At 58.6% G+C, this 18,148-nt stretch carries 18 protein-coding genes and 1 tRNA gene; 1 reads left to right on the top strand and 18 read right to left on the bottom strand.

From position 1 onward, the window contains the following. Nucleotides 1-35 precede the first annotated feature (35 nt). Nucleotides 36-1,799, bottom strand: a complete 1,764-nt coding sequence (locus ACID345_RS05455; protein WP_011521868.1) for a proline--tRNA ligase — start codon at nt 1,797-1,799, stop codon at nt 36-38. On the opposite strand from ACID345_RS05455, the gene ACID345_RS05450 reads away from it, so the two are divergent. Further along, a complete protein-coding gene (locus tag ACID345_RS05450; protein ID WP_228370738.1) occupies nt 1,774-2,256 on the top strand; it encodes an MGMT family protein in 483 nt (160 codons plus the stop codon). The two genes, ACID345_RS05455 and ACID345_RS05450, sit on opposite strands and share 26 nt — an antisense overlap. 5 nt (nt 2,257-2,261) lie before the next feature. Here ACID345_RS05450 and ACID345_RS05445 read toward each other — a convergent pair whose 3' ends face one another. From ACID345_RS05445 to hutU, 17 genes are all read right to left on the bottom strand, one after another. Further along, nucleotides 2,262-2,471, bottom strand: a complete 210-nt coding sequence (locus ACID345_RS05445; RefSeq protein WP_011521866.1) for a hypothetical protein — start codon at nt 2,469-2,471, stop codon at nt 2,262-2,264. A 21-nt stretch (nt 2,472-2,492) separates the two neighbouring features. Continuing rightward, nucleotides 2,493-2,864, bottom strand: coding sequence for a VOC family protein (locus ACID345_RS05440; RefSeq protein ID WP_011521865.1), 372 nt, complete (start codon nt 2,862-2,864; stop codon nt 2,493-2,495). A 9-nt stretch (nt 2,865-2,873) separates the two neighbouring features. Further along, on the bottom strand, nt 2,874-3,077 hold the full coding sequence (locus ACID345_RS27465) for a phytanoyl-CoA dioxygenase family protein (protein ID WP_408609937.1): 204 nt from the start codon (nt 3,075-3,077) through the stop codon (nt 2,874-2,876). Then, on the bottom strand, nt 3,071-3,529 hold the full coding sequence (locus ACID345_RS26835; protein WP_011521864.1) for a hypothetical protein: 459 nt from the start codon (nt 3,527-3,529) through the stop codon (nt 3,071-3,073). The genes ACID345_RS27465 and ACID345_RS26835 overlap by 7 nt, the downstream gene beginning before the upstream one ends. Beyond that, complete coding sequence (locus tag ACID345_RS05430; RefSeq protein ID WP_041856322.1) at nt 3,529-4,515, bottom strand: KpsF/GutQ family sugar-phosphate isomerase; 987 nt, start codon at nt 4,513-4,515, stop codon at nt 3,529-3,531. The genes ACID345_RS26835 and ACID345_RS05430 overlap by 1 nt, the downstream gene beginning before the upstream one ends. Nucleotides 4,516-5,092: 577 nt before the next feature. After that, nucleotides 5,093-5,440, bottom strand: a complete 348-nt coding sequence (locus ACID345_RS26575; RefSeq protein WP_187148948.1) for a PilZ domain-containing protein — start codon at nt 5,438-5,440, stop codon at nt 5,093-5,095. A 119-nt stretch (nt 5,441-5,559) separates the two neighbouring features. After that, complete coding sequence (locus ACID345_RS26830) at nt 5,560-5,709, bottom strand: hypothetical protein (protein WP_187148947.1); 150 nt, start codon at nt 5,707-5,709, stop codon at nt 5,560-5,562. Nucleotides 5,710-5,932: 223 nt separating this feature from the next. Next, nucleotides 5,933-6,271 (bottom strand): Smr/MutS family protein, encoded by a 339-nt coding sequence (locus ACID345_RS05420; RefSeq protein WP_011521860.1) that lies wholly within the window; start codon nt 6,269-6,271, stop codon nt 5,933-5,935. Continuing rightward, a complete protein-coding gene (locus ACID345_RS05415; RefSeq protein ID WP_011521859.1) occupies nt 6,271-7,173 on the bottom strand; it encodes a carbohydrate kinase family protein in 903 nt (300 codons plus the stop codon). The genes ACID345_RS05420 and ACID345_RS05415 overlap by 1 nt, the downstream gene beginning before the upstream one ends. Further along, a complete protein-coding gene (locus ACID345_RS05410) occupies nt 7,170-8,495 on the bottom strand; it encodes a sugar porter family MFS transporter (RefSeq protein ID WP_041855468.1) in 1,326 nt (441 codons plus the stop codon). The genes ACID345_RS05415 and ACID345_RS05410 overlap by 4 nt, the downstream gene beginning before the upstream one ends. Before the next feature lie 96 nt (nt 8,496-8,591). Further along, nucleotides 8,592-10,988 (bottom strand): serine/threonine-protein kinase, encoded by a 2,397-nt coding sequence (locus tag ACID345_RS05405; protein ID WP_011521857.1) that lies wholly within the window; start codon nt 10,986-10,988, stop codon nt 8,592-8,594. 75 nt (nt 10,989-11,063) lie between these two features. Beyond that, nucleotides 11,064-11,747: an iron-containing redox enzyme family protein gene (locus tag ACID345_RS05400; RefSeq protein WP_011521856.1), complete on the bottom strand. Its 684-nt coding sequence runs from the start codon at nt 11,745-11,747 to the stop codon at nt 11,064-11,066. Between the two features lie 28 nt (nt 11,748-11,775). Further along, nucleotides 11,776-11,967 (bottom strand): aroma-sacti cluster domain-containing protein, encoded by a 192-nt coding sequence (locus ACID345_RS05395; RefSeq protein ID WP_041855467.1) that lies wholly within the window; start codon nt 11,965-11,967, stop codon nt 11,776-11,778. Nucleotides 11,968-12,132: 165 nt separating this feature from the next. Next, nucleotides 12,133-12,208, bottom strand: a tRNA-Phe gene (locus ACID345_RS05390). 152 nt (nt 12,209-12,360) lie between these two features. Further along, nucleotides 12,361-14,976 carry a M1 family metallopeptidase gene (locus ACID345_RS05385; RefSeq protein ID WP_041856320.1) on the bottom strand — a complete coding sequence of 872 codons (2,616 nt, stop codon included), beginning with the start codon at nt 14,974-14,976 and terminating at the stop codon, nt 12,361-12,363. Between the two features lie 86 nt (nt 14,977-15,062). Next, nucleotides 15,063-16,352, bottom strand: a complete 1,290-nt coding sequence (gene hutI, locus ACID345_RS05380; protein WP_011521854.1) for an imidazolonepropionase — start codon at nt 16,350-16,352, stop codon at nt 15,063-15,065. A gap of 42 nt (nt 16,353-16,394) precedes the next feature. Beyond that, nucleotides 16,395-18,140 carry a urocanate hydratase gene (gene hutU, locus ACID345_RS05375; RefSeq protein WP_228370737.1) on the bottom strand — a complete coding sequence of 582 codons (1,746 nt, stop codon included), beginning with the start codon at nt 18,138-18,140 and terminating at the stop codon, nt 16,395-16,397. Nucleotides 18,141-18,148: the final 8 nt, after the last annotated feature.

The following is an 18,148-nucleotide window of genomic DNA, read 5'->3' as shown; positions in this document are numbered from 1 at the left end:
TACAAAGCTCCGTGGCACGATGATAGATCCGGGGGTTAAGCACTCGGTTTCAACCAAGCCGCTATCTTTTCAACGATTTCCGGAATCGTAGCATCGAGCGACTCACGTGTCGAGCGGTGAATTACCTCAACTTTGCCCTCCACGAACTTCTTTCCCACGTTTATCCGGACGGGGATACCCACCAAGTCTGCATCCTTGAACTTCACACCCGGCCGCTCGTCGCGGTCGTCCAGGATGACGTCAAACCCTGCAGCCTCCAGCTTTGCAGCGATCTCCTCAGCCCCTTTCGCCAGCTTTTCGTCGCTGACGTTGGTTGGGGTAACAACGACTTCGAACGGGGCGATCTGGGCAGGCAGCCAGAAGCCGTTATCGTCGTTGGACTGCTCGACTGACGCCGTCAAGATGCGCTCCATGCCAATGCCGTAGCTGCCCATGATCGGCATGACTTCCTTGCCATCCTTGTCGAGAACGCGGGCACCCATAGCGTCCGTGTACTTGTAGCCGAGCTTGAAGATGTGGCCGATCTCGACCGTCTTGCCCACCTTCAAGGCGTGTCCGCAGTTCGGGCAAGGCTCGCCTTCCGCGACCATCCGCAGGTCAGCCGAGCCGGTGAACTGGAAGCTTTCGCCCGGGGTGAGGTTACGAACGTGATACTCCTCTTTGTTCGCGCCTGCGATCAGGTTCTTGCGACTGACCAGTGCCTCATCCAAAAGCAGCAAAGGTTTCTCGGTATCTTCGGAGGTCTTGGCCCATTCGACATTGAGAGGTCCAAGGTATCCGGCAGGGGAATGGAACAGATCCTGGATTTCTTCCTCCGTCATCGGACGAACTTCGCGCCCCTTGATTGCAGCGCCGAGCTTTGCCTCGTTGAGCATATGGTCGCCTCGCAGGAGCACGACGAGGGCCTGCTCTCTTCCGTCCTTGGCTCCCTTGGGAGCGGCCATCATGTAGGCAAGCGTCTTGATCTTGTTCTTCGGTGAGACGCCAAGGTACGCGGCGACTTGCTCAATCGTCTTCTGCCCGGGCGTATGAACGAGTTCGGGCGTATCGGCCGTAGCAACGAGGTCCTCGATGGCTTCCAGCTTCGATGTGGCTTTCTCCACATTCGCGGCGTAACTGCAGTTCGCGCAGCTCGCAACGAGGTCTTCACCGGCGTCGGTGTAGACCATGAATTCCTGAGACCCAGAGCCGCCCATCGCGCCGGAATCCGCGTGTACAACGACGTACTTCAACCCGCAACGGTCGAAGATGCGGCAGTACGCGTCATGGTGCTTCTGGTAGCTGATGTCCAGACCCGCGGCGTCGATGTCGAACGAGTACGAATCCTTCATGATGAACTGGCGCACGCGCAGCAGTCCCGACCTCGGACGAGGCTCGTCGCGAAACTTGGTCTGGATCTGGTACCAGATCTGCGGCAACTGCTTGTAGCTGCGCAGTTCCTTGCGCGCGATCTCGGTCATGATCTCTTCGTGGGTCATGCCGAGGCAAAGCTCCGCCCCCTTACGGTCCTTGAGGCGGAACATGTTGTCGCCCATCACCGCCCAGCGCCCGCTGGCTTCCCATATCTCACGGGGATTTAACGCCGGCAGGTAATATTCCTGGCCGATCTTGTCCATCTCCTCGCGGACGATACCGATGATCTTGTTCATCGAGCGGTTCCCGAGGAACAAGTACGAGTAAATGCCTGCGGCTAATTGGCGGATGTATCCGGCCCGAACGAGGAACTTATGGCTGGCGACTTCGGCGTCGGCAGGCGCCTCGCGCAGAGTAGGGATGAAGAGCTTAGACCAGCGATGCATGTTGGGTAAACGTCCGCTACGCGCTTCAGATGACTGCGTGGATGCGAGCGGAATTCATTATTGTAACAAGCAAGCGACGCGCGTGATGCGCTACGCTACTCACGTGCCAAAGACAGACAAGAACCTCTTCAAAGAGTTCCTCGCCCAAATCCGCCGCATTCCCCGCGGCAAGGTCGCAACTTACGGGGATGTTGCGTACGCGGCTGGTTATCCGGGATACGCGCGACAGGTTGCGTGGGCACTGCACGGCGGAGGCGGAAGTGTTCCGTGGCAGCGGGTTGTCGGATCAGAAGGCAAGATTCTGCTCACCGGCGAACATGGATTCGAGCAGCGCATGCGATTGCAGGGCGAAGGGGTGAGCTTCATCGGCCTGCGCGTGGACATGAAGACGCATCACTTCTCATTCTTCGGGAAAAAGAAGCCGGCGAAGAAGAAAAGCGCAGCGAAAAAGCGCTAACCAACTTACTTCGACAGGCCCTTCAGCAGCTCTTTCGCGAGCTTCTGTGCCTCGCCGAAGTTGCGCTGGTACTCGACAAACAATCGGTTCATCTCGATCGAATGATCGGCGTTCATGTGAGCGCGGAGCATCATGTCGCGCATGTGCACCGGGTTCGGCAAATGGGCGTCCTCGGTGAGTTCTTCGAGCGCGGTTTCAGGATTGTAGTGATACATACTTCACCTCGATGCCCGTGGCTAGTCCTTCGGTTCCCATAATTCGACGCGGTTGCCGTCAGGATCCATGACCCAGCCGAAGTTGCCGTACTCGGTCTCTTCGTACTTCTCGTCGACCTGAGCGCCTTCCGAGCGCATTTTCGCCAGCATATCTTTGAGACCTTCGACACGGAAATTCATCATGAACGACGCCTGGCTGGGATTGAAGTACTTGGTGTCGGATTTGAAAATCGACCACGCGGTCTGGCCATCAGCGGCATGAGGATCATCAGCCCATTTGAAGGAGACGCCCCATTCGCTACGCTTAATGCCGAGGTGCGTCTCGTACCACTGGTAGAGCTTCTCGGGATCGGGCGATTTAAAAAAGAGGCCACCAAAACCGGTTACACGCATGATGTTCTCCTAGGCGATTGCCAGACTGACCTTTTCACGCAAAGCCTGCGATGCGTATTCGATGTGCAATATCCTACGCGGCTTCGACGATTGTGACTTCGACGACGCATGTACGGCCAACGGTCGCATCACCACAATGCCGCCTCGCTCTACCGTACATGGGAATGGACGCCGTCTCTCTACCTCGCGCGCGATTTCATCGTCCGTCAACACTCCGAGTATGTGAGTGCCTGGCAAAACGCGAAGCGGGCCGTTTTCGTCAGCAGAGCGACGACCTGCTCCAGTGCCCGTGCCGGCGCATGCGCGTAGATGATTCCTTCTTTGACGGGCCACGGTCCCCAGCCGGGCTTGTCGTGGCGTTCCGCGAGGGGCAACGCTGTGTCCTGGTGCCAGACGACGAGCCAGTTAGCATCGCTCGATTTGTCGAACAGTGTTGCTTTGAAGGGCTTCGCGTCATCGCCGATCGCAGATTGCGCAATCTTCATCATGCGCGGGTTGAGTGCCACTCTGGCTACCGAATCCACGGACATGAGATGGCGCATGCCGGCACGGCTTCGCGGGAACCCACCAGCTTGGCGAAGAAGTTCGTCGCACTCGGCAGGCGCGAACACGTCTGGCACGATCTCGTAGCCATCGGTTGCGATTCTGCTGGTTGCGAGTTGCATCACAACATCTCCGTTCCCCACAGATCATGCAAGTGGACGATACCTTTAAGTTCGCCGTTGCTGTCGACGACCGCGAGCGAAGTAATTTTGCGCTGCTCCATCAAGTCGAGGGCGGCGGTGGCGTAGGCTTCGGGATGAATCGTCTTCGGACTCGACGTCATGCACTCGCCAGCGGTGAGATCCATTACATCTTTTCCGCGATGCTCGAGCAGGCGACGCAGGTCGCCGTCGCTGATGATGCCGAGAAGTTTTTCGCCCTTGACGACGGTCGTAACGCCGAGTTTTTTGCGCGACATCTCGTAGATCACGTCGGACATTTTTGTTTCGGCCGTAACGCGCGGGATGGCGTCTCCCGCATGCATTAGCGCGCTGACTTTGGTGAGGCGCTTGCCTAGCTTGCCACCGGGGTGGAGGTTGGCGAAGTCCTCTTCTTTGAAGCCGCGCTTCTCGGCCAGGGCCATGGCGAGTGCGTCGCCGAGCGCCAGCATCGTCGTAGTTGAGGCTGTTGGCGCAAGGCCGAGGGTGCAGGCTTCCTGCGCGATCGAGCAATCGAGCGCGACGTCGGCGGCCTGCGCGAGCGTTGAACGCTTGGCCCCATTGGCGTAGAGGTTGTCGCAGGTCATGGTGATGACCGGGGCGCCGAGGCGCTTGATGGTCGGCAGCAGGTTGAGAATTTCTTCGGTTTCGCCGCTGGCGGAGAGCGCGATGACGACGTCGCCGCGGGCAATCATGCCGAGATCACCGTGCATGGCCTCAGCGGGATGCAGGAACAACGCCGGAGCGCCGGTAGAGCTGAACGTCGCGGCCATCTTGCGTCCGATCAAGCCGCTTTTGCCCATGCCGCTCACGACGACGCGACCTCCGCAGCAAGCGAGAAGATCGACGGCGCGCTGGAAGTCGGCGGCCATGGGACCGGCTATACGGTCGGCCAACTCGCGCAGGGCTTCGGCCTCAATGCGGACGACGTTCTCGCCAGTCTTGGACATGATGGTGAGTTGCACAGAGGATGGTAACAAAGTTTGATTTGCAGGGGGGTACCCCCCTCCCCACCCTCTATTGTTTTCAGTAACTTAGACTATGCAATCTTCGCAAATTACTCTTTCTAAAGATAGTTAGAGGTAAATTCCTCTCGGCGTAGGAGTTAGCGACGTTTTTGGGACAGCTTCTGCGTGTTATCGGACATTGGAAAACAAAATCTTTAATCACGAAGGACACTCAGGAAACACGAAGGAACTTGGGGATAGGTCCCGAATCGTCGCGGATTTCTTGGTTAAAGTGCACGGAAAATGCGAGTTGCGCGCGCTTGTTTTGCGATTTCGAGCGGAATATTCATGGTTTTGACAGCATTTTTTCACTCCGCACGAACAGCAGATTGCCACGTCGCGCCTGCGGCGCTCCTCGCAATGACAGGAGAGGGTGAGTTTGGCGCGAAGGTTTTTGCGGGCTGGCCGCCGAGATTTCAAAGAGCTAATTTTGGTGATTGTGGGATTGCCCCACATTCGCAGAATATTCGGCGGGAACGAAATAGGCAGTGATGCAGAACACGTTCGCGTGTGTGGCGGGTCACTCCTCTCCGTGAGGAAACGACGCGGGCTCGCTTTCTGCCTCGATCTCGCGGAGGAGCGCACGATATACGACGCGGTCGGCGGGGCCGAGGAGTGAGATCGCGATGCCCATTCCGACTCCGGGGTGGGTCGTGGCGATAACTCCGTCGCCTTCGATATTCAAATCGCGCAACTGCAAGATGAAGTGAACCGGAGCCTTCGCTGGCAAGGGATGGCTCATGTTGGCGTAGAAGCCGCCGGTGGAAATATCGGCGAGCATTCCCCACGTCCGCAAGGCGCGATCGGGCGAGAGTAGTTCTACTACTCCTTCGCACGGAAAGCGGGTGTGGGCGCGTCGCTCGTTCACGATGCGCAAATGTTGCCCCGGGAGACTACGGCTGTCTAGTCCACAAAGGGAGGTGAGCAACTGGTTTGATAAGTGACGGAATGGAGACACTTCCGTAACGGGCCTGCTTCTCGGTTGAGCTAGCTGGCGTCTTCTTCTTCGTCAACGATATTCGCAAACTTGATGGTGCTGACATCGCTGGAGAGGATGGGTGCGCCCAGCATGTCGCAGAGTGGCTCGGAGCAGCAACTCGCGACCATTTGCCCGTTCTGAAGGCGCGTGAGGGGCATGATCAATTCCCTTCGCGAGGGCATTTGAGCATGGTGCATGCGTAGCTTCAGAACTCGGAACTCCAGTACTCCATGGGCCCGACCGCACTTACAAAGAACCGCCGTCATACAGATAGTTTAGGACAGGTCGGTCGCAAACCGATAGCACTATCGGACGTGGACGAACAACCCTGTTAAAACTTACATCTTTCAGCGCACAGAGTGGGTACCGCGCTCAGGGAAACTAGAACCAGACGACGGTGATACCGCGGTTCTTGCGGCCAAGATCTTCTTCTTTCTTCAGGGACGGACGGAGCTTGAGCAACGCCCAAGTGTCGGGGTCGCTGATGCCCCAGTTCTCCCCATAAATCACGAAAGCGATTTCGCCGTGGCGTTTCATTTCCTGGAGTGCGCGGCCAACCGACAAGCGGATTTCGCCGCCGACGCCGCTGGAGCCGTAGCCGTGAATGAGCTTTACACCCTTGTGTCCGGCGCGGCGCGCGAGATCGAGTTCGCGCAACATTTTCTGGCGGGCTTGCTCGACCGTGGGAAATCCCTCTTCGAGATTGATGGTCTTGAGCATTAATCGCGGACCGCGCGGGCTGCGTCAATGAATTCAGGCTCGGCGGCAGGTGTGGCGCCGGGCTTGCTCGCGACCCAGGAACCCATGCGATTGGCGGCATCGTTCATGGTGGCGAGCGACGAACCACGAAGATAGTGGTGGACGAGAGTTGCCGTGAAGGCGTCGCCAGCGCCGACGGTGTCGGCGACCTCGACGGGATAGCCGGGATGCTCGTCTCGAGCTTCTTGATTTACGAGGAGACTGCCGTTGCTGCCACGAGTGATGCAGACGAGCTTCAGTTCGAACTGCTCGCAGAGCCATGCTGCAGCGGCGTCGTCATCGACAAAATGTTCGCCGAGCAAGGTCATTAACGGCAGGACCTCCTCGTGATTCAGTTTTAAGATGTCGGCCCGTTCGGCGGACTCAGAGAGCACTTCGGACGAGTAAAACGACTGGCGAAGGTTGATGTCGAAGATGCGGATGGCGCTCGACGGCGTGGCGCGGAGAAAGCGCTGAATGGTGACGCGGGATTGTGGACTGCGCTGAGCGAGCGTGCCAAAACAGACTGCGTCGGTACTTTGAGCGAGTTGTTCCCATGCGGCATCCCATGCGAGGAAGTCCCAGGCGACTTCGGCGGTGAAGTCGAAACTGGCCTGGCCAGTGGAGTCGAGTTCGATCTGAACCGTGCCGGTGGGGTGCTCGAGGTCGCGCTGCAGGTGCGAGGTGGAGAGTTGCAGGGAATTCAATCGGTCAACCACAGCGGTGCCGAGGTCATCGGTGCCGATGCGACTGGCGACCACGGCGTGATCACCAAGCAGACTGCTGATGTACGCGAAGTTCGTGGGCGCACCACCGAGTTGCTTGTAGGTCGGAAAGACGTCCCACAAGATTTCTCCCAAGCCGACAATGGTGAAGTTGCTCATGAGATTCCGAGTTTCTTCTGCATGGCTTCGAGGGTGATGCCCTTGGTTTCCGGATAGACGAACAGCACCACGAAGAACTGGATGGCCGTCATCGCGGCGAAAAATGCGAACGGAATGGAACCGGACTTTGCCGCGAGAGCCGGGAAGACGCCGGCAATGATGGCGTTCATGATCCAGTGCGCGGAGCTGCCGAGGCTTTGTCCGCCAGCGCGCACTCGGTTGGGAAAGACCTCGCTGATGTAGACCCAGATGACTGCGCCCTGCGAGAAAGCGAAAAACGCGATGTAGACCACAAGCAGCCAAAGCAGATAGCCCTGGTGCTGGTGGACGTGGAAGATCCACGCGACACCACCGAGACAGAGCGCAGTACCGACCGCGCCGATGAGCAGGAGCGTCTTGCGGCCGACGTAGTCAATGATGCTCATGGCGAGCATGGTAAAGAGGAGATTGGTGCCGCCGATGGCGACGGCCTGCAAATCGCTGGAGACCTTGTTGAATCCGGCCTGGGCGAAGATGTCGTTGAGGTAATAGAGGATGGCGTTGATACCGGCGAGCTGGTTGAACATGCCGATGGAAACCGCGAGGAAGATCGGGAACAAGTATTTGCGATCAAAAAGGCTGTCGCCTTGCGCGTGATCGGCGTCGATGGACTCGATTATGTCGTGGAGTTCCTTCTCGTAATCTTCTTCGCCTATCAGTTGCAGCGACTCGCGGGCTTCAGGGACGCGCTGTTTCTTCACCAGCCAACGCGGGCTGCGCGGGATTCCGAAGAGCATGATCAGGAAAAGCGCCGCGGGTACGGCGGGAATGCCGAGCTTCCAGCGCCATTCATTTGCGCCGAAGCATCCGAGTCCGACGAGATAGTTGGAGAAGTACGCGAGAAGGATTCCGAAGACGACATTGAATTGGAAGAAGCCGACGAGGCGTCCGCGCCACTTGGCGGGAGCGATCTCCGCAATGTACATAGGACCGATGACGCTGGAGCCTCCGATGCCGAGGCCGCCGATAACGCGGAAGACGAGAAGCGCCGGCCAGTTCCAGGCAAAGGCGCAGCCGAGCGACGAGACGAGATACAGCACCGCCATAAAGCGCAAGCTGTCGCGGCGGCCGATGCGATCGGCGGGAATACCGGCGAGAAGGGAGCCTGCAACCGTCCCCCAGAGAGCGCTCGAGACTGTAACCCCGAGGAGACTGGGCGAGAGCGAGTAGGCTTCGGTAAGAGCGTGGGTAGCGCCGGAGATGACGGCGGTGTCGAAACCGAAGAGAAGGCCGCCGAGAGCGGCAACCATGGTACTTCGTACGAGAACAGGATTGAGTGCCAAGAGTGTCCGTCCGAACGTGAACTCTTAAACCACGCGCGAACATACTACCCTGCCGCAAAACTCGGCAACTGTTTTCGAGAGCAGAGGCTTTTGACCTTAAGGATCCAAACCCATTTCGCGTAACAAATCGGAGTAACGGGGATCGGAGCGAATCGCTTCGAGTTCGGGATCGAATTTGACGAACGTCATGTAGATGGACCGGGCCTCGTAGGCCTTGCGTAGCGATTCGATCGATCGGTCCTTGTCGCCGAGGGCAGCATAGAGTTCGGCGAGATTGTAGGGCGGAACGTAGGGATCCGATTGCGTGATGAGTTTGTCGAGAATGCCGCGAGCTTCGAAGCTCTGGCCGTTCGCGACATACGCGACGCCGAGGCCGGTGCGGGTTTCCGTGATCCCCTCCGAGAGTTTTTCGGCCTTCTGAAGCTCGGCGATCGCATCTTTCACGCGACCGGTACGCGCGTAAGTGCGGCCGAGATAGGCGTGCGCAAACCAGTAGTCGGGCTCGAGGTCGAGGGTCTTGTGGAACTGGGTCTCGGCGGCATCGTACTTGCGGGTGAAGTAGAGGCTCAATCCGTAATAAATGTTGGTGTCGAGAGAGAGGGGATCAAGTTCCTGTCCGCGTTTGCTCTCGCTGATGCCTTCCTGCGCACGTCCGGTGGAGGTCAGGAGCCATCCAAGGTCGGAGTGCGCGAGGGCGTAGTCGGGATTTAGCTCGATGCTGCGGCGGAATTCCTTTTCTGCATCGGCCCAGCGAAATTCGTAGAAGAAGTAAACCTCGCCCATCTCGGTGTGGGCCTGCGGCGAGGACGGATCGAGTTGCAGTGCTTTCTCGGCAGCCTCTTTCGCCTTCGGCATGCAATCGTGCGGCGCCATGAACCAGTCGTCGGCGATGCGGTAATAAACGGCGAGACCGGTATATGGCAGCGCGTAATTGGGATCGTTCTTAACCGCCTGCTCGAAGTACTCTTTGCCCTTGTTGAGTGAATCGCGAGTGGCTTTGTTGGACCAATACACGCCCTTCAGGTAGAGCTGATAAGCCTCAGGATTATTGGTGTACTGCTTCCTGAGTTTCTGCTGGGCTTCGCCACTCAGGCGGAGCCCGAGACGGTCGGAGATGTCGGAGGCGATGCGGACCTCGACGGATTGCGCTTGCGAGAGCGATTCTTCGTAGCGGCGTCCCCAGATATGGCTGTCGTCTTTGGCGCTCACCAGCTCGACGTTGATCTGAACTTTGTCGCCGTGCTGGATGACGCGGCCGGTGAGCAAGGCGCCAACGTGGAGATCGCGGCCCACGGTTTGCGGATCCACCTGTTGTCCCTTATAGCGGAAGACGGCGCTGCGCGACATCACAGTCAGATTCGGCAAATTCGAAAGGCGGTCGATGAGACTGTCAGTCAGACCGTCACTAAGGTACTCGGTGTTGGGATCGTTGCCGGCGTTCACGAAGGGCAGGACAGCGATGGCGCCGATGACCGAGGGCCGTGCGAAGTACGAGACGCCAGCCCACACCAATGCGGCGACAACAACGATGGCAACGAGCCCAACGATCAACGGCGTCTTGCGGCGCTGCGTAGGCACGGGTGCGGGTGCCGGCGGTGCAGAGATCGCGGTGATGATGGTGCCCGAGTCGGTGTCGCGCTTCAACCGCTTGAGGTCGGCTTGCATCTCGGCGGCTGACTGGTAGCGGAGGTTACGGTCTTTTTCCAGCGCCTTTGAAATGATCCGCTCGAGTTCGTGGGGTACGTCGGGATTCAAGCGAACCGGTGCGACCGGAACGCGACCCAGGATTGCTTCAAATGTCTCGACTGAGCTCTCGCCGCGAAATGGGAGCGTGCCGGTGGACATCTCGTAAAGCACAACGCCGAATGAAAACAGATCAGTGCGGGCATCGAGTTCCTTGCCGCGGGCCTGCTCCGGTGACATGTAGGCGATTGTGCCCATGGTGGTACCGGGGCTAGTTCGATGCTCGCCCGTGAGGCCATCAGAAGTGACGGCAACCAGTCGCGACTCGGTCTCCTGCTCTTGCGACATTTTGGCCAGACCGAAGTCGAGAATCTTGGCATGACCGCGCTTGGTGACGAAGATGTTGGGCGGCTTGATATCGCGATGCACGATGCCTTGGGTATGCGCGGCGTCGAGTGCGTCGGCGATCTCGATGGCGAGGCCTAGGAGCTTGCTCATTTCCACCGGCGAGCGTCCGATCAGGTGCTTCAGGGTCACGCCGTCGAGATATTCCATGGCGATGAAGGCGCGGCCTTCCTGTTCGCCGATGTCGAAGATGGAGCAGATGTTGGGGTGGTTCAGGGCAGACGCGGCACGGGCCTCGCGTTGGAAGCGAGCCAGCGTGGCCGTGTCTTCGGCGACATCTTCGGGCAGAAACTTGAGCGCCACGAGGCGGTGCAGCCGCGTGTCTTCGGCTTTGTACACCACACCCATGCCGCCGCCGCCGATCTGTTCGACGATGCGGTAATGAGAAACGATCTGCCCGATCACGATTTGCGCATCTTACGTCAGCGGTAAATGACAGTCAAAAACGGCACGAAATCAGGCGTTTCCACGGCGTTCCCGTCACTCGCCACAGAGCTGATCGAAGATGCGAGCCAGCCCGCCGACGGTTTCGAAGGCACTCAGTCCGAGGAGTCGGTGGTGCCGCGGCGAAAGCGGCAGGGAGTCAATGAGACCACGAAGCTCGGCAGCGTGCCCGGTATCGACGTCGGCATGCTCTCGCAATGAGCGGAAGGATGCATCCGGGTAGCCGGTGGCATCGCGAATTTCGTTGATGTGAGTTTGAACCGGAGGATTGCCTTCGACGACGGAGACATAGCCAAGGAACGCAACTGGGTGTTCCTGCAACACCCAAAATTGCTGCGCGCCAATCAGTGCCGCAACGGCGCCGGACGGAATGCGCTCGATCGCATGTTGGCGATCAATGCCGCAGTGTTCCATGTCTTCCAGCAACCATTCGTCGTGACCTCGTTCCTCGACAAGGTGCTTGGCGTAGTAGTCGGCGAGGATGGCGGCGACGGGATCGTTTGCTGAAAGTTCTTCGGCCCGGCGCTGTGCGATTTCCATGACGGAAAGCCCGCCGCGCACGACGGCATAGAGTTCGAGATAGAACTTCGGCAGAAGGATGTGGAGGTCGGGATGCTTCCAGAAGCGTCGCGCGGAAAAATCCAAACGTGGATGAGCCAGCGCGATCTTGGTCGAAAGAATGGAGCTATTCGATGCAGCGACGTGCGTGGCCTGGCTCATCCCGTGAATCTCACAAATCTAAAACTGGCTAAACGAAGAAGTTGGGACGGAGATGGTCGGAAGCATCGTCAGTATCACCCATCTTCTTGCGAACGGTGATCAATGTATTCACTTCGTCATCGCTCAGACTGTTGATCTTTTCCGCATGATGATCGGCGACGGGGCCGCTTCCGATCACACCCGCTGCTTGCAGGCGTTCCACATTCGATTGACCTGACATTGGATCCTCTCCCGGGGACTGAAGTAGCGCGGAGTCAACACACAGAAGGGCCTACGCGAACACAATTTGGCCCCGACCCCACACGCGTCTCTTGTACTGAGCGACCATTCAGAAGTCAATGGGAAAAACCGGACAGCATCGGAAAGTACCGAAGATGGGGAGAGATGGTGGCCAGGGACGGAATTGAACCGCCGACACGCGGATTTTCAGTCCGCTGCTCTACCAGCTGAGCTACCTGGCCACTGCAAGTGCAGCACGATGGGTGGGCTTACGACGAAAACGCCGGAAGATATCAGTGCGTGCGAACAGGAGAATTATAACAGGCAAAACTCGCCTGCTTCAAACTGGCGGAACCGACCAACGGGCCGGTGAAGGCCGACCCGCCGCCGATTTCTAGTGCTGCCCGCTGCCGTTCCCTGACTTCTGAAGGAAGCGCGCGAGATTGGGTTCTTCGCGCTGGCGGAGGTCAATGCACTGACCAACGCGCTCCATCTGCTGGCGCGCGATGCGATCCAAACCCTGAACGCGGTGCTGATCAATGAAGGACTGCGCTTCCTTCGCATGCTCCGCATCGCAGAAGACCCCAATCGCGTAATACGCCAATTGCGCGCCCACGATGCTTTGTCCGGCCTTGTTCTGAATGTCACTCCAGCGTTGTCGAATGAAATCCCAGGTCAATTGCTGGCCGGCGGGATTCGAGAGCACGCCGACGAGACCCCGAAGGTCCTGGTTGCGAACTTCGGGACCGAGGGTCCACTCGAGGGTGCGTTTGAGCAGCACCGGATCGCGGAAGTCGCGAAGTGCGTGAACGTAACGGTAGTAGTCCTGCGGTGACGAAGCCTGCTTCGTTTTCGCGAGGAAGATGTCGTAGAGCGAGGCATCGCCGTGTGCGGCAGCAACTGGGAACGACGCGTCCACGAGGGTGGTATCCACCGACGCAGGGTCCTGCATGTAGGCGTTGACCGTCTGCTTCGCGAGGGCGATGGCATCGGGATCTTCGCCGACGTTGCCGAGAAGTTCTACGAGCGTCGCTCGCGTGTTGCGCTGGCCCGGAGTGTCAGATTTAGACGAAACCGTGCCGACCTTCTCGAGAGTCGGCTTGAACACGCTGCGCACCCACGACCGGAATTGTTCGCGGTCCTGGTCGGAGACCAGATGCCGGTCGGCGAAAGTCAGGTGGTCCGCGAGTTCGCTCACTGCGCCGTACGTGGGGACGCCGCGGAACTTCTCCGTCATGGCCATGAAGTCCTGGATGTGGTGAACCCCGGCGGCGAGCAGTGCGCCTTCGTTGCCAACCAGCGAGACCTGGTCTTCTTCAGGCAGTTCTTCCATCTTGAAGTTCGGCGACTGGTACTCGGCGGGATCGAAGCTATAACGATAGTAGCCACTACCCTTCGAGTTCCCCATAACGCCATGGCCGCAGCCCTTGAGCTTGAACGACTGCTGCTTCTGCGTCAGCAATTCGCAACTGGCGGTTCCTGCTCCGCCGATTTCGTTGCTGCAGACCGGCACCTGCCAGAGTTGGTCAGACGTGCTCTGCATGAGCTTCGGCGAGGAGTAGAAGCGTTGCTGGGTGATCGTACCGACAGTCTCGTTGTTCTCGCACTTGTCCGTTAGCGCGATGTATGCCGCTCCGGGCTGCGTGACGAACGTCGGCATGAGCTTGTCGATCGGTCGACCTGAGGCCTTCGCCATCGCGCCCCAGAAATCTTCGGCGGTAGCGTTGCCGTACTTGTGCGCTTCCAGATAGCTGTTTACGCCTTTGCGGAAGACTTCTGGACCGATGTAGCCCTCGAGCATCCGCAGGACGGCGGCAGTCTTGCCATAAGCGATGCCGTCGAACAGCGCGTTGATCTCGTTGCGGGTTTCCGCTTGCTGGCGGATGGGGCGGGTGTTCTGCGTTGAGTCGGTGTTGAGCGCGGAGCTGGAGCCGAGAACATCGTCCTGCGAGATTTGCCACTCGGGCTTCCACGCTGCGACCGGCTTGCTCTCCATCCAAGTGGCAAAACCCTCATTCAGCCAGATGTCGTTCCACCACTTCATGGTGACGAGATCGCCGAACCACTGGTGCGCCATCTCATGCGCGATGACCGATGAAATTTCCTTCTGATCGTTAACCGATGCTTTTGCAGGATCGAGCAGCAGCGCGCTCTCTCGATAGACGATGGCGGCGGTGTTCTCCATCGCGCCGGCTTCGAAGTCAGGAGCTGCGATCTGGTCGAGCTTGCCATAGGGATACTTGATCCCGAAGTACTGATTGTAGAAATGCAGAATCGCCTTGGTCGCCTCGAGAGCGAACGCTCCCTGCTGTTCCTTGCCGGGCACCGAGCAAATGCGAAGCGCGATGCCGTCTTGCTCGCCAGAGATGCACTTCCAGTCACCGACGGTGAGCGCTACGAGATAGCTCGACATCTTCGGCGTGGTCGAGAACTTGATGGTGTGCTTCCCTGCCGGACCGGGCTCATCGCTCACGATGCGGCCATTCGAGATGGCAGTGTCGCCTTGGTCCACGACGGTCGTGATGTCGAAAGTCGCCTTATAAGAAGGCTCGTCGAAGGATGGGAAGGCGACCCGGGCATCCACGGCCTCGAACTGGCTCACGGCGTAGCGGCGATTATTGGCTTCGCTGCGATAGAGACCGCGGAGCTTGTCGTTCAGTCGGCCGGTATATCCGATGTGGATCGTGGCTGAGCCTACCGTGAGTTGCGAGGGAACGTGCAGCGTGACGGTCTCGTTCTCGGCATCCGCGGTGACGCTGGCTGTGAGCTCCTTGCCGGCAACCGTCACTGTCGCAGATTTGATTTCCAGTTCAAGAGCGTTGAGGACAATGGCATCGGTTGCGGAGAGAACCCGCACGTCAATGGTCTCGTCGCCCTGGAAAGTGCTGCTGGAAAAATCGGGCGCGAACTTCAGCGAATAATGATCGGGAACAACGTTGCCGGGCAGACGCTGCGCGGAGCAGAACGTCGCCGCAGTCATAAGAGCGAACAGCAACAGAAGCTTCTTCATCAGGCCTTTCGGATGCATGAAAATGTCGATGCGAGCACGGAAAAGTATGCAAGAACTATAAATGAAAATTACTTGGGTTCGCGCGCTTACACTTTCGAGTGGTTCGCGGGAAGAAAGAAGCTGCCGTTCAGCATGGTTGCCGAGCAGCGGTTCACGCCGAACCAGTAGGGGACCTCGCGATAGTTGTCGGCATCAAAGATTGCCAGGTCGGCATCTTTGCCGGGCTCGATGCTCCCCTTGCTGCCCTGCAAGCGCAATGCGCATGCTCCATTGAAAGTCCCCGCGACGATAGCTTCAGCCGGCGAGAGCTTCATGTGGGTGCATGCGGCAGAGAGTACGAATGGCATGCTCGCGGTGGGAGCGGTGCCGGGGTTGTAGTCGGTGGCGAGCGCGACCGCCACTCCAGCATCAATGAGCTTTCGGGCTGGTGGATATTCGCTAAGGCCAAGGAAATAGTTCGCAGCAGGCAGTAGCGTCGCGATCATGTCGGCCTTAGAGAGGCGTTGGATGTCGCCGGCACTTACCTTGTCCATGTGATCGTACGATGCGGGCGCGAACTGATCGAAGCGCTCGAGACCAACTTCGGTTAGCTGATTCACGTGCGCGCGTACTTCCAGACCATGATCGCGCGCGGTGCGCAGGATCCGTTCCGACTGCTCTGGCGTGAACGCGCCACGCTCGCAGAAGACATCCACGTATTTCGCGAGCTTCTTGCGCGCAGCAGTGGGGATCATTTCTTCGCAAATGATACGAACGTATTTCTCAGGTTTAGCACGATGTTCGGGAGGAACCGTGTGTGCGCCGAGCAATGTTGCGATGACTGTCCCGCCGAATTTCCTCGCTGCGCTGCGAATCGCTTCGAGCGACTTGATCTCCGAATCGAAATCAAGACCGTAGCCGCTCTTCGCCTCGATGGTCGTCGTCCCGTGCGCGGCCATTTCTTCAAAAGCTCCAAGCACTTTCGCAGTCAGCACGCTGCGCGATGACTCGCGCACCCCGCGAATGCTCGAACGAATACCGCCGCCCGCTTCCGCGATCTGTTCGTAATTCGCTCCGGTGATCCTCTTCTCGAAATCAATCAGCCGTGGCGCAGCGAAAACGGGATGCGTGTGTGAATCAACAAAACCCGGTAGAACGACTTGGTCGCGGCACGAAATCTCCTGAACTTTCTTCGCTTCACGTTTGGCGATGCGCAGCACCTCGCGCGTCGTACCCACCGCGACGAACTCTCCATCGCGCACCAGGACAGCGCCATTTTCAATAACGCCGAGTTCCGAAAGCTCTTTCCCGCGGCGCGGTCCAACTTTCGCGGACGGCGAGCGCAAGGTGAGAAGCTGGCGGATATCGCGGAGGAGGATGGCGGAGTCTTTTGGCATAGAGAAAGGCACGGCAGTTCATCGCCGCCGTGCCGAATGAAACTACTGTCCCATCGGAATCTTGACGCCCTTTTCTTTCGCGAAGCTCTTGGCTTCGTCGTAGCCGGAGTCCACGTGCCGTGCCACACCAATGCCCGGATCGTTAGTAAGCACCCGCTCGATGCGCTTCGCCATCTCGTCGGTTCCGTCGGCGACTGTCACCTGGCCGGCGTGTTGCGAATAGCCAATGCCTACGCCGCCTCCGTTGTGAATCGAGACCCACGAAGCTCCGCTCGCAGTGTTCAGCAGCGCGTTGAGCAGCGGCCAATCGGCGATCGCATCGCTACCGTCTTTCATGGCTTCGGTTTCGCGGAACGGCGATGCCACCGAGCCGCAGTCGAGGTGGTCGCGGCCGATGACGATCGGGGCCTTGATCTTCCCTTTCTTTACGAGGTCGTTCATTGCGAGCCCGAACTCGGCGCGCTCGCCATAGCCGAGCCAGCAGATGCGCGACGGCAGTCCCTGGAACTTGATCCGCTTGCGCGCAAGATCGATCCAGCGGCTCAGAATGCGGTTCTGCGGATACATCTGAAGGATCAGCTCGTCCGTCACATGAATGTCCGACGGCTCACCCGAGAGCGCTACCCAGCGGAACGGTCCGCGGCCTTCGCAAAACAGAGGACGAATGTACGCCGGCACAAAACCCGGGAAGTCGTACGCGTTCTTAACGCCGCGCTGGAAGGCGAACGTCCGAATGTTGTTGCCGTAGTCAAAGGTGACAGCGCCCATTTTCTGCAGCTTGAGCATGCCCTCGACGTGGCGCGCCATTGAATCCAGCGAACGCTCGTTGTACGCATGCGGATCGCTCTTGCGAAGCTCCAGCGCTGCTTCGAACGTCATGCCATTCGGAACGTACCCGTTCAGCGGATCATGCGCCGACGTCTGGTCGGTAAGGATGTCGGGCACCACGCCGCGCTCGGCTAGTTCCGGAATCACATCGGCGCAGTTGCCGACAAGACCGACAGAAATGTTCTCTTTTTTGCGAACGGCGTTCTTCAGGATGCGGAGCGCTTCGTCAAGCGAGTTGACCATGAAGTCGCAGTAGCCCGTCTTCAGGCGCTTCTTGATGCGCTCGGGATCAACATCAATGCCAAGGAAGCACGCGCCGGTCATGGTTGCTGCCAGTGGCTGAGCGCCACCCATGCCTCCCATACCGCCGCTCACAATCAGCTTCCCTTCAAGTTCACCACCGAAGTGCTTCTCGGCCGCGGCAGCAAATGTCTCAAAAGTGCCCTGGATGATGCCCTGCGATCCGATGTAGATCCACGAGCCGGCGGTCATCTGGCCATACATCGTCAAACCGGCACGTTCGAGCTCGTTGAACTTGTCCCAATTCGACCAATGCCCGACAAGGTTCGAGTTGCAGATGAGCACACGCGGCGCATATTCGTGCGTCCGGAACACCGCAACCGGCTTCCCGGATTGCACCAGCAGAGTCTCGTCGTTGTCGAGAGACTTAAGCGTGTTCACGATGGCGTGGAAGCAGTCCCAACTGCGGGCTGCGCGGCCGGTGCCCCCATACACAACCAGGTCGCGAGGGCGCTCGGCTACCTCTTCGTCGAGGTTGTTCATGAGCATGCGCATGGCAGCTTCTTGCTGCCAGCCCTTGCAGGAAATGGTGTTACCACGTGGCGCTTTGACGGGAGTATAGCTAGATGTTTCGGTATCAACGGGCATAACCTTGAAATGGTAGTGCTTTGCCGAACCGGTGTAAATGGCGGCGCTGCTCACGTTTCCAGGTCTGTTCAATTCCGCAC

The organism is Candidatus Koribacter versatilis Ellin345, assembly GCF_000014005.1.
GTDB lineage: Bacteria > Acidobacteriota > Terriglobia > Terriglobales > Acidobacteriaceae > Korobacter > Korobacter versatilis_A.
The sequence above is the reverse complement of the archived record's forward strand: the minus strand, read 5'-3'. Positions and strand labels throughout refer to the sequence as shown.

Coding starts and splice junctions, on each gene's coding strand:
- ACID345_RS05450 (WP_228370738.1), top strand. CDS start 1,774: ATGAAGAGCTTAGACCAGCGATGCATGTTGGGTAAACGTCCGCTACGC.
- ACID345_RS05455 (WP_011521868.1), bottom strand. CDS start 1,799: ATGCATCGCTGGTCTAAGCTCTTCATCCCTACTCTGCGCGAGGCGCCT.
- ACID345_RS05445 (WP_011521866.1), bottom strand. CDS start 2,471: ATGTATCACTACAATCCTGAAACCGCGCTCGAAGAACTCACCGAGGAC.
- ACID345_RS05440 (WP_011521865.1), bottom strand. CDS start 2,864: ATGCGTGTAACCGGTTTTGGTGGCCTCTTTTTTAAATCGCCCGATCCC.
- ACID345_RS26835 (WP_011521864.1), bottom strand. CDS start 3,529: ATGCAACTCGCAACCAGCAGAATCGCAACCGATGGCTACGAGATCGTG.
- ACID345_RS05430 (WP_041856322.1), bottom strand. CDS start 4,515: ATGTCCAAGACTGGCGAGAACGTCGTCCGCATTGAGGCCGAAGCCCTG.
- ACID345_RS26830 (WP_187148947.1), bottom strand. CDS start 5,709: ATGCCCCTCACGCGCCTTCAGAACGGGCAAATGGTCGCGAGTTGCTGC.
- ACID345_RS05420 (WP_011521860.1), bottom strand. CDS start 6,271: ATGCTCAAGACCATCAATCTCGAAGAGGGATTTCCCACGGTCGAGCAA.
- ACID345_RS05415 (WP_011521859.1), bottom strand. CDS start 7,173: ATGAGCAACTTCACCATTGTCGGCTTGGGAGAAATCTTGTGGGACGTC.
- ACID345_RS05400 (WP_011521856.1), bottom strand. CDS start 11,747: ATGAGCCAGGCCACGCACGTCGCTGCATCGAATAGCTCCATTCTTTCG.
- ACID345_RS05395 (WP_041855467.1), bottom strand. CDS start 11,967: ATGTCAGGTCAATCGAATGTGGAACGCCTGCAAGCAGCGGGTGTGATC.
- ACID345_RS05385 (WP_041856320.1), bottom strand. CDS start 14,976: ATGAAGAAGCTTCTGTTGCTGTTCGCTCTTATGACTGCGGCGACGTTC.
- hutI (WP_011521854.1), bottom strand. CDS start 16,352: ATGCCAAAAGACTCCGCCATCCTCCTCCGCGATATCCGCCAGCTTCTC.